Raw genomic sequence first — 12,618 nt, forward strand, 5'->3', positions numbered from 1 at the left:
GTCAGCGCCGCAGCTCGAGTGTGCAGCACTTGATGCCGCCGCCGCCGAGCAGCAGCTCGGACAGGTCGACCAGCACCGGGTTGTACCCGCGCTCGCGCAGCTGGGCCTCGAAGCCCTTCGCACGCGGCGAGATGATCACGTTGAGGCCGTCGCTGGCCGAGTTGAGGCCGAAGACGGCGCCGTCGGCGTCGTCGACGAGGATCGCGTCGGGGTAGCGCTCCTCGAGGATCTGACGGCTGCGCGCGTCGAACGCTCCGGGGAGGTACGCGATGTTCGCCCGGTCGGCGCCGCCGGGTCCTTGGACCGGATCGAGCACCGAGATCGCGGTGTCGAGGTGGTAGAACCGCGGGTCGACGAGGGTCAGACTCACGACCTCCCGGCCGAAGACCTCGGCGAGTTCACGGTGACTGTCGCCCGTCGAGCGGAATCCGGTGCCGGCGAGGATGGCGTCGCCGACGAGCAGGAAGTCGCCCTCGCCCTCGTTGACCTCCACGGGGGCGGCGACTTCGAAGCCGTTGGCGGCGAACCACTCCATGAACGCCGGCCCCTCGGGCACGCGCTCCTGGAAGCGGAACTTCGCACCGTACGCGACGTTGTCGATCACGAAACCGCCGTTGGCCGTGTAGACCATGTCGGGCAGGCCCTCGATCGGGTCGATCAGGTGCACTTCGTGACCGAGCGCGATGTACGTGTCGTACAGCGTCTGCCACTGCCGCACCGCGAGAGCGGTGTCGGTCGGGTTCGCCGGCTCCATCCAGGGATTGATCGTGTAGCTCACCGTGAAGTGCTCGGGACGACACATCAGGTAGCGGCGGCGCTGTGGGATTCGACCGACGGATGCCGCGGCTGCCGACGGCGAGCTGGTCGCGGTGGCGGCGCCTGTCGAAGCGGCGGACGCGGTGTTCTGCGTGGACATCTTGCTCCTCGAGAAGGGGCGGCGGACGCTGTCCATGGGCCTGGCGGCCCTTCGGCTCGCGCGCTCGCTCAGGAGCTGCAGGTCGAAGGGAGACAACCGGGCACGCCGATCACATTCTCTCATGAAGGCCGGGCAGGACCGCGGATCCGCGGCGTCCGCCGCTAGCCGGCGGCCACGACGAGCTTGCCGGCCACGTGCCGCGTGTCGAGTCGCGAGAGCGCTGCGCCGGCCTCGGCGAATGCGTAGGTGCGCTCGATCACCGGCCGGAGCCTCCCCTCCGTCGCCAGCGTGACGAGCCGGGCGAGCACGTCGGGCTTCGCCGTCGCGGCGAGCGCGCACAGCGGCCGCTTCGAGCCGATCGACAGCAGCGCGGCGCTCAGCATCCGTCCGATTGGTCCGACCACGCGGCCGCCCTCGCCCGACACCAGCACGACGCGTCCGCCGGCGCGCACGAGACGCTGCAGTTCCCGCAGCGGCGCCGTGCCGGCGATGTCGATCACGGCGTCGAAGGAGCCCACGCCGAGTTCGGGGGCACCGGGCTGCACCACGCGGTAGTCGAATGTGCGCGCCGCCCCGAGACCCTCGACCAGTGCGCGATTGTGCGGGCCGCACAGCGCCCAGACCTCGGCTCCGCGCAGCGCTGCGAGCTGGACCGCGAACGTGCCGACGCCGCCCGAGGCGCCGATCACGAGCACGCGCCGGCCCGGCGCAGCACCGCGGGTACCGGCCGCCTGCGCGGGAGCATCCGTCACTCCTCCGCGTTCGAGCGCCTGCCAGGCGGTGCCGCCCGCAACGGGAAGCGAGGCTGCGACCAGCGGGTCGAGGCCGGCGGGGCGCGGCACGAGACGCGCAGCAGGCGCGACGGCGTACCGCGCGAGCCCCCCGCCCTGCGGGAGCTCGCCCACGACCTCGTCGCCCACCGCGAACCCACGGACGCCATCGCCGATCGCGACGACGGTGGCCGCGGCATCCATTCCCCGGATCGCCTGCCGCGGACGCCCGAATCCGAACGCGGTGCGCAGCAGCAGCGGTTCGCCGTGCATCACGCGCACGTCGCCGTTGTTGAGCCCGGTCGCCCGCAGGCGGAGGAGCACTTCTCCCCGACGCGGCACGGGAACGTCGACGATGCCGAGCGCCACGACCTCGGGGCCGCCGTAGCGTGCCTGCCGCCACGCCGGCATGGTGTCGGTCCGAGGAGCCGCGGGGGTGCGGCGAGCGCTGTCGGTCATGTCATGCCTCCGGGTATGCGAAAAGATCGTCGAGACCCACGCCGAACGCGCGGGACAGCTGGAACGCCAGTTCGAGGGTCGGCGAGTACTTGCCCTGCTCGATGGCGATGAGGGTCTGACGGGTGACTCCCACCTGGCGAGCGAGCTCGGCCTGAGTCATGCCGGATGCCTCTCGCGCGGCGCGGATCGAGTTGGTGACCTTGGTGGGCTTGACCATCAGACGAGCCCCCGGCGATAGGCGATCACGCTCGCGAGGCCGCCGATGATCGATGACGCGGCGAAGCCGAAGAACATCGTGTTGGCGATCCAGAACCAATCGGCCTCGAGCGCGCACAGCACGAGGACTCCGAGCCCTGCGATCACGAGGAACGCCTGCCCCACGCGCGTCGACATGTGCGCGATGTCACGATCGCGCTGGTCGCTCTTGCCGACGCCGTCGGGGTCTCGGACGCCCGCGATCATGCCCCATGCGATGCTCACCACGATCGCGGCGACGATGCTCGCTCCGATCGTCCACAGCATGATCGGCACCCAGTCGACCTCGGTGAGCGGCCCTCCGCCGGCCTGCTGCAGCACGACTACGACGTACACGATCATCCCGATCGCGCTGACGATGAGGCTCGCCCAGATGTTGCGCTCTTCGTAGACCATTTCCTTCTCCGACCGTGTCTAACTTTCTTGACATTGACGATAGTCAGGCTTACCGTTCCTGTCAAGAATGTTTGACATCTACGAATGGAGACGACATGTTCACCCCCACCCGCACGGCGCGCTGGACCGGCGGGGCCTATCTCGGCCTCGCCCTGGCCGGCATGCTCGGCTTCCTCGTGCTCAGACCGCAGCTGCACGTCCCCGGCGACTCCGCGGCCACACTCGCGAACCTCGTCGACCGCGGCGCTCTCGTTCAGGCCGCGATCGCCCTCGAGCTGCTGATCGTCGTCGCCCAAGCGCTGGCGGCCGTCGGCTTCTACGCCCTCTTCCGCGCCGATCGGCCGGTCGCGGCCTTCAGCGTCGCCACGTTCGGCATGGCCAACGCGGCCGCGGTGCTCGGCAGCGCCGCGATGATCGTCGCCGCGTACGGTCTCGCCTCGAGTCCCTCCCCGGTCGGCGACCCGGTGATGATCGCGGCCCTGTTCGCCGTCGCCGATGCGTTCTGGACCGTCGGGGCGGTGTTCTTCGGGCTCTGGCTCATCCCGATGGGCTGGTTCGCACTCTCGACCCGTCGGTTCCCGCGCGTACTCGGCTGGATCCTCGTCATCGGCGGAGCGGGATACGTGCTCGACGCCTTCCTCAGCTCGTCCGCGCCGTGGCTGCCGAGCGTCGTCGGCGACGTGATGGTGATCCCGGCCACGATCGGAGAGCTCTGGATGATCGGCTACCTGCTCGTCTGCGGCATCCGTCCCGCTCTCGCCGTCTCCCCCGCCGGCGCGATTCCTGAGCCCGTGGCAGCCACGCGCGACCGGTGACGGCCGAGACGATCACGTCCGGGCTTCGCGGGTTCCGAACACCTGCGGGGCCTGGACCGCTGTTCGCGGCGCGCGGCCGCGCCGACGCATGGCGTCAGATCACACCCTCCGACCACGGATCGGGATTGCCGAAGCGGTGCGCGGTGATCGTGATCGACTGCTCGTGCAGGAAGGGCAGCATCTCGAGGCGTCCGGCCGTCGTCACGTCGTTGTCGAAGACGGCGAGGTCGGGGTTGCCCGCGACGACCTCGGCGAGGCGGCCGTGCAGGGCGACCACGCTCGCGCGTGCGCCCATCAGCCGCACGCGCGACGGCGGCGGTACGGATGCCTCGACCTGTTCGAGCAGCGGATCCTCGACCTCTGCGGGGTGAGTGAGCCGCCCGATCCATTGCTCGTCGGTCTCGACGAAGACCCCGATGCCCTGCTCGCTCAGCGCGCGGCGCACCGGCGCGGGAAGGCCGACCGGAACGCTGAGCGTGAGCGCGGACCCCGCCCGGATGCCCGCGAGGACGACCCGCAGCACGGACTGCCAGGTCGCATCGCCCGTTGCCCGCAGCGCGACGGATGCGACGGGACGGTAGCGGAAGAGGTTGCGCTCGATGCCCAGACCCGAGACGTCCTTCACCTGGCCGAACTCGCGGTCCCACACGATCGCATCCGACAGTGCGGCGCGGCGGAGCCACTCGAACGATTCGTAGTCCAGCGACGGCTGCGCCGCCTCGATGACCGTCGCGATGCGCGAATCGAGTCCGCGCAGGTGCAGGGTGGTCGAGGTCGCGCTGCCCGACGTCGCACGCCATCGCCCGAGGCCGATCAGGTAGTTGGGGCCGCCGGCCTTCGTCCCCGCGCCGACGGAGGATCGCTTCCAGCCGCCGAAGGGCTGGCGCTGCACGATCGCACCGGTGATGCCGCGATTCACGTAGAGGTTGCCGGCCTCGACCCGATCGAGCCAGGTCGCCAGATCGTCGGGGTTCTGCGTGTAGAGCCCCGCCGTCAGCCCGTAGGCGACGGCGTTCTGCAGCTCGATCGCGTGCGACAGCGACGACGCGTGCATGACGCCGAGCACCGGTCCGAAGAACTCCTCGAGATGCACGCGCGAACCCGGCTGCACCCCGGTGCGGATTCCGGGACTCCACATGCGGCCCGCGTACTCGGGCGAAGCGTCTAGGGCCTGCGGGGCGACGAGCCACCGCTCACCGTCGTCGAGAGTCGTCAGCGCCCATTCGAGCTTGCCGTGCGGCGGCTCGATCACGGGGCCCACCTCCGACAGCGGGTCGGTGGGAGGCCCGATGCGCAGCGAGGTCGCGGCGTCGACGAGCTGCCGCGCGAAACGCTGCGAGTGCCCGACGGGGCCGACCAGGATCGCGAGCGACGCCGCAGAGCATTTCTGGCCGGCATGCCCGAAGGCGCTTTTGACGAGATCGGATGCCGCGAGGTCGAGGTCGGCGGACGGCATCACGATCATCGCGTTCTTGCCGCTGGTCTCGGCCAGGAGCGGAAGCTCGGGACGCCACGAGCGGAACAGTGCAGCGGTCTCCCATGAGCCGGTGAGGATGACCCGGTCGACGTCGGGGTGGGCGATGAGCGCCTGCCCCAGCCCGCCCTCGTCGATATCGACCAGCGCCAGCACATCACGCGGGACACCGGCATCCCACAGCGCCTCCGCCACCACGGCGGCGCAGCGACGAGCCTGGGGAGCCGGCTTGAAGACGACGCCCGATCCCGCGGCGAGCGCGGCCAGCACCCCCCCGGCGGGGATCGCGATCGGAAAGTTCCACGGCGGCGTGACGACGGTCAGTCGCGCCGGTTCGAAGACGGCACCGCTCACCCGATCGAGCTCGCGGGCGGTCGCGGCGTAGTAGTTCGCGAAGTCGACGGCCTCGCTGACCTCGACGTCGGCTTCGGCGAACACCTTGCCCGTCTCGGACGCCGCGACCTCGATGAGTTCGCCCCGACGAGCCTCGAGCGCGTGTGCCGCCTCGGCCAGCACGCCGGCTCGATCGGCCGCAGGCAGGGCGCCCCAGCGGTCCGCGGCGTCACGCACCCGCGCGACGATGCGCTGCAGCGCCGGCTCATCGGTGACACGCGCCGCCGCGATCGTCGCGTCGCCAGCGCGTGACGTCTCGATGCGAGCGAGGATGTCGCGTGCCCACGCCCGGTTGCCGGGCAGCGCCGGGTCGGTATCGGGGGCATTGCGGAACCCCGGCGCACCAGGCGCCCGCGTCGCCGCCTCACGCGGTGCGAAGACCGCCGTCTCGACATACTCCACGCCGCCGAACACCTGCTCCGACGAAACCGGGGCGATCGGTGCCGTATCGGCGGTGGCGCCCTCGTCGGGCGCGGCGGCCGACTGCGCGATGCCGATGACGGCCTGCGTGAGCCCGGCGTCCTCGTCGGCCGGTGCGCCGCGCAAGAGGCGAGCGCGGGCGCGGGGCGAGTCCGTCGGCGGAGTGCTGCGGTCCTGCGCGCGACGCGGTCCTGTCACCAGAGCCGGGTCGTCGGCGCGGGCGAGCGAGTCCAGGAACCGGTCGCGCTCGCGGTCGAACATCGCCGGATCGTCGGCGAGCTCGAAGGCGGCGGAGAGGAAGTTCTCGCTCGACGCGTTCTCTTCGAGGCGCCGCACGAGATAGCTGATGGCGACATCGAACTCATCGGGGCGCACCACGGGGACGTAGAGCAGCACCTGCCCGACCTCGCGCGCGACCGCCTCGACCTGCCCCTGCGCCATTCCCAGGAGCATCTCGAACTCGACATCCGCCCGGACGTCTGCTTTCGGGGCGCCTGCGAGCAGCCACGCGTACGCGATGTCGAACAGGTTGTGGCCGGCGACTCCGATACGCACGGCCGCCGTGTGCTCGGGGCGCAGCGCGAACCTCAGGCACCGCACGTAGTTCGCGTCGGAGTCGACCTTCGCGTCGTAGGTGGCGAGCGACCAGCCGTGCAGGACGGCATCCACTCGCTCCATCGCGAGATTCGCGCCCTTCACGAGTCGCACCTTGATGCGAGCCCCGCCCGCCGCGACGCGCTGCTGCGCCCACGCGGTGAGCTGCTCCAGAGCAGGGAGGGCGTCGGGCAGGTACGCCTGCAGCACGATGCCCGCTTCGAGCCCCTGCAGGCGCGGGTCCTCGAGCAGCCGCGTGAAGACCGCGATCGTGAGGTCGAGGTCGCGGTACTCCTCCATATCGAGGTTGATGAAGGTCGGACCACCGGTCGCCGAATCCGTCGAAGCGGCCGAAAGATACAGCGGGAGAAGGCGGCCCACGACCTTGTCGACCACCTCGTCGAACGCCCACATCGAGATGTGGCTGGCGATCGCCGAGACCTTCACCGACACGTAGTCCACGTCGGGGCGACGGATCAGCTCGTGGATGCCGTCGAGCCGGCGCAGTGCCTCCTGCTCGCCGAGCACCGCTTCGCCGAGCAGATTGAGGTTGAGCCGCGCCCCGGATTCACGGATCGCGGCGATCGCCGGGCCGAGCTTCTCGGGACGCGCATCGACCACGAGATGCCCGACCATCTCACGCAGCACGCGGCGCGCGATCGGCACGACGGGCATCGGCAGCACCGGGGCGACGGCGCCCCCCACCCGTACCGCGGCGCGCAGGTACCACGGCAGGAATTCCGGCACCAGCGGAGCGACGCGGTGGAGATTGGATGCCGCGGCCGCAAGGCTCTCGGGACGCATCACACCGTCGACGAAGCCCAACGTGAACGGCAGGCCGTTGCGGTCCTTGAGCACGCCGGCCAGTCGCTCGGCAGCGGGGTCCACGTCGACCGCGGCGCTCTCGGTGATCCACCGCTGCGCCAGTGCCACGGCACGCGAAGCGAGGTCTTCGCCACGCGCCGTGAGGTCGGTGTCCCCCGGGATCGGGTCGGTCACCATGTCGTCAAGCCTAGCCTCGCGCCTCGCCGCGCCGTGGCTTGTGCACAGCGTGTGCGCCACGCGCGACCGGGATGCCGACTCTTCTCCGCCGGCATTCTGGCCGTGGGAGAGTCGACTATCCGGCGATCTCGGGGAACACCCAGCTGCCGTCGGCGATCTCGGGACGCGGTCGGTAGAGCCGAACGAGGTAGTTCCACCCCTCGGTGATCGGGATCGCGTTCGGCGTCCCCACCGGATAATCGCCGAACCGCACCGTCGTCGACCCGTCCGCGTTCTTGACCGCGGTGATGTTGTTGACGGTATAGGCGTCGCGATCGTTGGGTTCGAAGAAGCCCTTCGCGTTGTAGACCGAGATAGACCAGAACCCGTCGACAGGAACATCTCCGACGGTGAGTTCGTAGTGCCCGACCGGCAGGCGCGGGTCGACACCGATATAGGACGCCTCACTGGTCGGCAGGCCACCCCACCCGGCCGCGGTTCCGATCAGATGTCGGACAGGCTGGACGTCGTCCTTCGTGCCGAACATGTGATCGAAGCCGGTCAGGCTGCGGGCCAGCGAAAGCAGCGCATCGCGCGTCTCGTTGAACGACGCCGTGTCATAGTCCGGGTACGCAAAGGGCTCCGCAGAACGACTCGTCAGCGTGATCTGATTCTGCAGCGCCGCCACCTCGGCGATGTCCGCGGGGTCGGCCGGGTCGACGAGGATCCGGACGGCCACGACCACATAGCGACTTCCCAGTTCGTCCGCACTGAGTTCGTACTCCCCCGCGTCGTGGAAGATCGCCGTCACAAAGTGATCTTCACTGACCACCATCGCCGACAGATACCGCTGCCCCGGGTCCGGAAGCGACAAGGTCGCGCCACCCGCCAGGTCGACCACGACGAAGCTGTAGAGCGTGTCCCGATTCAGCCGAATCACGGCCTGGTCATCGATCGCCGCCGGCTCCCGATGATGCAGGATCACGTTGACCCCGCCCCCGCTCTCCTGAAGATCGTGGAACATCCGATCCGTCTCAGCACGAACGAAATTGTCTGCGTTCACCCGAATAGCCACGACGCCGATCTTTCCACGCGCCCGCACCCGGACTTCACGAAACCCGGGGAACAGCCGGAAATCAGCCCCGCTCTGTCCGGCCGTCTCGCGACACCGGCCCGTCGGCAGCATCCGTCGTCGACACGGCATCGACGTCGGTGTCGTCACGCGGACGCACCGTGTCATCCGCATGCGCCCGCTCGTTCGCGGTGTCGACGTAGGGATCCACGGCGTCGGCCTTGCGCAGGGTCTCCGCCTGCTCGGCACGCAGACGTTCGGCATCGCTCCTATGGTCGTCGATCGTCCCGGCACGCTTCTCGGATTGGACCGAAGCCTCCGCCGCCCGTGCGCGGGCCGCCTCCGCCTCAGCGGCCGCCGCCGCGGCGTCGGCCCTCGCCCGCGCCGCCTCCGCCTCGTGCTCCCGCGCCTCGATCTCGGTCTCGCGCGCGTCGGCGCGAAGCTTCTCGGCACGGTCGTGCTGATGCTCGCGTCGCCGCTCACGGCGCCCGCGAGCCGTCACCAGCAGCGCAACGAGCACGATCGCGAGCACGATCGCGATGCCGACGATGATCCAGATCAGGGTGCTCGTGTCCACGGCGCACTCCTTCCGGTTCTGCGCCGGCCGGGTCGCCGGCGCTGCGACCACGCAACCGCAGGTTCGAACCTCCGGCAAACCGCTTGCGCGGTCACCGGCGATGCGCTAGCCCGCTCACTCCCAGACGCTGGGCGCCTGGGCACGAGTGGGAGGAAGAGCGGATGCCGCGGCCCACTCGTGCACCCACGCGTCCACCTCGGGGATTCCCTCGGGTCGCCCGACCGCCGCGAACAGCTCCTCATGACTGAGCGTTCCGCCGCTGCGCTTCATCATGCGGGCGCGCACGATGACGCGGGCATAGACCTCGCCGCCGACCACGGCACGGTGCTCGAGATACACCGCCTTGTCGTCGTGGCCGATCATCCGCGACTCGACGTCGAACCGCTGCCACAGCTCGAGCGACTTGCGGAAGGTGACCGTCTCGCTCGACACGACCGCGTACCAGCCGCGCTTCTGCATGACGTTCCAGAGCCCCGTGCGCACCAGCAGATCCCAGCGGCCGAGGTCGAACAGCGACAGATAGCGGCCGTTGTTCATATGGCGCAGCAGGTCGATGTCGGTCGGCAGCGTCGTCAGCCTGATACGGCTGATCTCAGCGGGTCCGAGCCGGCCGTATCGACGTGCGCGCCGGCGCGCGCTGAGCATCACGAGCAGGGTCCGCCAGATCACGTTCACGAGCAGTGATAGTAGCGATCGGCATCCGTTCGACGCATTCGGTTGTGGGATTGCGACAGCACGACACTCGGCGTTCACACAGGCCCCCGCAGCCCTCGGCGTCGATTTCGCCCCGCGCTCGGGCGCGCGTAGAGTCTGGCCATGGAAGCCGAAACCCAGACCGACATCGTCGTCCGTCCGGTCCGAGACGTCGACGCAGAGGCCCTCGGGCGCGTCCACGCCACCTGCTGGCACGAGACGTACGATCACCTCATCAGCAAGGCCGCGCTCGAAGCGGTCTCGCCCCGGCGCCTCGCGGAGCTGTGGACCCACTGGGCCGTGCAGGGTCCCGAATTCAAGATGTACGCCGCTCTCGTGAACGGCGAGATCGTCGGCTTCGCCGGTTCCGGTCCCGCTCGCGACAAAGATGCCCCGCGCTTCCACGAGCTGTACTTCATCTATCTTCTCGACGCGTATCACGGCACCGGCATCGGCCAGCGACTGTTCGACGCGGTCGTGCCCGACGGGGACGAACTGTACCTCTGGGTCGCCGACGACAACCCGCGCGCCCACCGCTTCTACGAGCGCAACGGATTCGCCCTCGACGGCGCGGCGCACACCGAGCCCTTCCTCGGCGAGACGCTCACCGAAGTGCGCTTCGTCCGCTGACTCTCGCGCACAGGGCGTGTCCGGTTCGCCGGGCGGTCCGCGGCATCCGCGAGACTGGACGACATGCCCCGCATACCCGCGCTCACCGTCTGGCCCCTCGAAGGCATCCCTGAGATCACGGCGGGCACCGACCTCGTCGAGGTGATCGCACAGGCCGCCGGTTCCGACCTCGCCGACGGTGACATCCTCGTCGTCACCTCGAAGATCGTGTCGAAGGCCGAGGACCGTTTCGTCGTCGCCGACGACCGCGAAGACGCCATCACCGGCGAGACGGTGCGGGTCGTGGCATCGCGCACGTCACCCACGGGGCATACGACGCGCATCGTCGAGAACCGTCTCGGCATGGTGTCCGCCGCCGCAGGCGTCGATGCCTCGAACACCCCCGAGGGCACGGTGCTGCTGCTCCCCGTCGATCCCGACGCGTCGGCGCGCAGCATCGCCGCGGGTCTGCGCGAGCGTCTCGGCGTCGAGGTCGGGGTCATCGTCTCCGACACCCTCGGCCGCGCGTGGCGCGAAGGCCAGACCGATCAGGCGATCGGCGCGGGCGGCATCCATGTCTTCGAAGACCTGCGCGGGGGAACGGATGCCGAGGGCCGGCCGCTGATCGTGACGCTCCCCTGCGTCGCCGACGAACTCGCCGGCGCGACCGACCTCGTCAAGGGCAAGTCGGCGCGGCTCCCGGTCGCCGTCGTCCGCGGGAGGGCGGATCTCGTCGGGGCGCTGGATCTGCCCGGAGCGCGGTCGATCGTGCGGCCGCTCGAACGCGACATGTTCCGGCTCGGCGCCGACGAGGCCTACGCCGACGGATTCGCCGCGGGCGCGGCATCCGCTCGCCCGTCCGCGTGACGGATCCGCCCCGGGGCACCCCGACTCACCCCGGGGCGGGAACATCCCGCCCCAACGTGACGAATCCGCCCCGGGCCGGGCGCACACGCGGGCCGGGCCGGGCCGGGCACGCACGGGCGCGGTGACGAATCCGCCCCGGGGCGGGCGCACACACGGGCCGGGCCGGGCCGGGCCGGGCACACACGGGCAGTTGCGCGCGGTCCGCGGGGGCGGCATCCGCTCGCCCGTCCGCGTGACGATTCCGCCCCGGGGCACCCGACTCACCCCGGGGCGGGAATATCCCGCCCCAACATGACGAATCCGCCCCGGGGCGGGCGCACACGCGGGCCGGGCCGAGCCGCGACCGGCAGCCCGCAATCCCGTGCTGAGGATCCGAGGTCCGCGCGAGCGCGGGTCGCGGCGCGTGACAGATCCACAGCGCGACAGGTACCCCCGACTCGCCCCGGGGCGAGTCCGCCACACTGGGACGGGAAAGCCCCGCCCCAGGGTGAACAAATCGCCCCGGGGTCCGAATGCGCGGGCCCTCGCCCGTCCGCGTGACGGATCCGGCTGGCCGCCGGGCGCTCGTGTCGCCGCGGGCCGATAGCGTGGCGGGATGGCCGCACGCACGACGAACACACGCAAGGCACGGCAGACCCAGGCGCCGACGTTCGACTTCGACGGCTCACTGCTCACCGGGCTGACCGACGGCGACCAGGAGATGTTCGAGTCGGAGCGGTTCGAGGCCGTCGCCTACTCCGACATCGCGCGCGACCGGTGGGACCTCGGCGTCGGCTCGACCATCGACGGCTGCCGGATCACGGGACTGAACCTCAGCGCCTGGTCGCTTCGCGGCTCCCGCATCGTCGAGTCGGTGATCGGCGGAGCCGACGTTCCGGTGGTGTCGGCGGCGCGCGGCGGCCTCCGAGACGTCGAGTTCCTCGACAGCCGGTTCGGCTCGATCGAGGCCTACGACGCCAACTGGCGCGGCATCCGCTTCACGAGGTGCAAGCTCGGGTTCGTCAACCTGCGCGGATCCGAGCTGCTCGACATCGAGTTCGTCGACTGCACGATCGACGAGATCGATCTGCTCGACGCGACGGCGCGCCGCGTGTCGTTCGAGTCGAGCCGCATCGGCGCCCTCAACGCGAGCGGCGCGACCCTGTCCGACGTGGATCTGCGCGGGGCCGAAGTGCTCGAAGTCGTCGGGATGGCGGGCCTGCGCGGTGCGACCATCTCTCCCGAGCAGCTGCATCTCATGGCGCCGGCCCTCGCCCAGATGGCAGGCATCCGCGTGGAGGACTGACGACGGGGCGGATGCCGGTTCGCGCACGGCGCCGGCATCCGT

General features: G+C 70.4%; 12 protein-coding genes. 4 read left to right on the plus strand and 8 right to left on the minus strand.

Features of this window, described 5'->3' with window-relative positions; translation table 11 throughout:
- Position 1 precedes the first annotated feature (1 nt).
- The 4 genes from ddaH to KEC57_RS05670 form a co-directional block, all read right to left on the minus strand.
- Positions 2-802 (minus strand): dimethylargininase, encoded by an 801-nt coding sequence (ddaH, locus tag KEC57_RS05655; RefSeq protein ID WP_229383706.1) that lies wholly within the window; start codon positions 800-802, stop codon positions 2-4.
- 275 nt (positions 803-1,077) lie between these two features.
- A complete protein-coding gene (locus KEC57_RS05660; RefSeq protein WP_229383537.1) occupies positions 1,078-2,145 on the minus strand; it encodes an NAD(P)-dependent alcohol dehydrogenase in 1,068 nt (355 codons plus the stop codon).
- 1 nt (position 2,146) lies between these two features.
- Positions 2,147-2,362 carry a helix-turn-helix transcriptional regulator gene (locus KEC57_RS05665; protein WP_229383538.1) on the minus strand — a complete coding sequence of 72 codons (216 nt, stop codon included), beginning with the start codon at positions 2,360-2,362 and terminating at the stop codon, positions 2,147-2,149.
- Positions 2,362-2,796, minus strand: coding sequence for a hypothetical protein (locus tag KEC57_RS05670; RefSeq protein WP_229383539.1), 435 nt, complete (start codon positions 2,794-2,796; stop codon positions 2,362-2,364). The genes KEC57_RS05665 and KEC57_RS05670 overlap by 1 nt, the downstream gene beginning before the upstream one ends.
- A gap of 95 nt (positions 2,797-2,891) precedes the next feature.
- Between KEC57_RS05670 and KEC57_RS05675 the strand changes: the two genes are divergently transcribed.
- Positions 2,892-3,611 (plus strand): DUF4386 domain-containing protein, encoded by a 720-nt coding sequence (locus KEC57_RS05675; RefSeq protein WP_229383540.1) that lies wholly within the window; start codon positions 2,892-2,894, stop codon positions 3,609-3,611.
- Positions 3,612-3,705: 94 nt separating this feature from the next.
- On the opposite strand, the gene KEC57_RS05680 is transcribed toward KEC57_RS05675, so the two are convergent.
- The 4 genes from KEC57_RS05680 to KEC57_RS05695 all read right to left on the minus strand — a co-directional run bounded on the left by KEC57_RS05680 (position 3,706) and on the right by KEC57_RS05695 (position 9,797).
- Positions 3,706-7,494: a proline dehydrogenase family protein gene (locus KEC57_RS05680; protein WP_229383541.1), complete on the minus strand. Its 3,789-nt coding sequence runs from the start codon at positions 7,492-7,494 to the stop codon at positions 3,706-3,708.
- 115 nt (positions 7,495-7,609) lie between these two features.
- Complete coding sequence (locus tag KEC57_RS05685) at positions 7,610-8,497, minus strand: DUF1214 domain-containing protein (RefSeq protein WP_229383542.1); 888 nt, start codon at positions 8,495-8,497, stop codon at positions 7,610-7,612.
- A gap of 112 nt (positions 8,498-8,609) precedes the next feature.
- Positions 8,610-9,122, minus strand: a complete 513-nt coding sequence (locus KEC57_RS05690; protein ID WP_229383543.1) for a hypothetical protein — start codon at positions 9,120-9,122, stop codon at positions 8,610-8,612.
- A gap of 114 nt (positions 9,123-9,236) precedes the next feature.
- Positions 9,237-9,797: a thioesterase family protein gene (locus KEC57_RS05695; RefSeq protein ID WP_229383544.1), complete on the minus strand. Its 561-nt coding sequence runs from the start codon at positions 9,795-9,797 to the stop codon at positions 9,237-9,239.
- 141 nt (positions 9,798-9,938) lie between these two features.
- On the opposite strand from KEC57_RS05695, the gene KEC57_RS05700 reads away from it, so the two are divergent.
- The 3 genes from KEC57_RS05700 (at position 9,939) to KEC57_RS05710 (ending at position 12,576) form a co-directional block, all read left to right on the plus strand.
- On the plus strand, positions 9,939-10,445 hold the full coding sequence (locus KEC57_RS05700; protein WP_229383545.1) for a GNAT family N-acetyltransferase: 507 nt from the start codon (positions 9,939-9,941) through the stop codon (positions 10,443-10,445).
- Positions 10,446-10,508: 63 nt separating this feature from the next.
- Entirely contained in the window at positions 10,509-11,291 is a 783-nt protein-coding gene (cofE, locus tag KEC57_RS05705) for a coenzyme F420-0:L-glutamate ligase (protein ID WP_229383546.1), read from the plus strand.
- A 595-nt stretch (positions 11,292-11,886) separates the two neighbouring features.
- Positions 11,887-12,576, plus strand: coding sequence for a pentapeptide repeat-containing protein (locus tag KEC57_RS05710; RefSeq protein ID WP_229383547.1), 690 nt, complete (start codon positions 11,887-11,889; stop codon positions 12,574-12,576).
- Positions 12,577-12,618 lie beyond the last annotated feature (42 nt).

This window comes from Microbacterium allomyrinae, from assembly GCF_020682705.1.
GTDB lineage: Bacteria > Actinomycetota > Actinomycetes > Actinomycetales > Microbacteriaceae > Microbacterium > Microbacterium allomyrinae.

What these genes read in the sequence shown, in the direction of transcription:
- ddaH (WP_229383706.1), bottom strand. Translation starts at nt 802, where the DNA reads ATGTGTCGTCCCGAGCACTTCACGGTGAGCTACACGATCAATCCCTGG.
- KEC57_RS05660 (WP_229383537.1), bottom strand. Translation starts at nt 2,145, where the DNA reads ATGACCGACAGCGCTCGCCGCACCCCCGCGGCTCCTCGGACCGACACC.
- KEC57_RS05665 (WP_229383538.1), bottom strand. Translation starts at nt 2,362, where the DNA reads ATGGTCAAGCCCACCAAGGTCACCAACTCGATCCGCGCCGCGCGAGAG.
- KEC57_RS05670 (WP_229383539.1), bottom strand. Translation starts at nt 2,796, where the DNA reads ATGGTCTACGAAGAGCGCAACATCTGGGCGAGCCTCATCGTCAGCGCG.
- KEC57_RS05675 (WP_229383540.1), top strand. Translation starts at nt 2,892, where the DNA reads ATGTTCACCCCCACCCGCACGGCGCGCTGGACCGGCGGGGCCTATCTC.
- KEC57_RS05680 (WP_229383541.1), bottom strand. Translation starts at nt 7,494, where the DNA reads ATGGTGACCGACCCGATCCCGGGGGACACCGACCTCACGGCGCGTGGC.
- KEC57_RS05685 (WP_229383542.1), bottom strand. Translation starts at nt 8,497, where the DNA reads ATGTTCCACGATCTTCAGGAGAGCGGGGGCGGGGTCAACGTGATCCTG.
- KEC57_RS05700 (WP_229383545.1), top strand. Translation starts at nt 9,939, where the DNA reads ATGGAAGCCGAAACCCAGACCGACATCGTCGTCCGTCCGGTCCGAGAC.
- cofE (WP_229383546.1), top strand. Translation starts at nt 10,509, where the DNA reads ATGCCCCGCATACCCGCGCTCACCGTCTGGCCCCTCGAAGGCATCCCT.
- KEC57_RS05710 (WP_229383547.1), top strand. Translation starts at nt 11,887, where the DNA reads ATGGCCGCACGCACGACGAACACACGCAAGGCACGGCAGACCCAGGCG.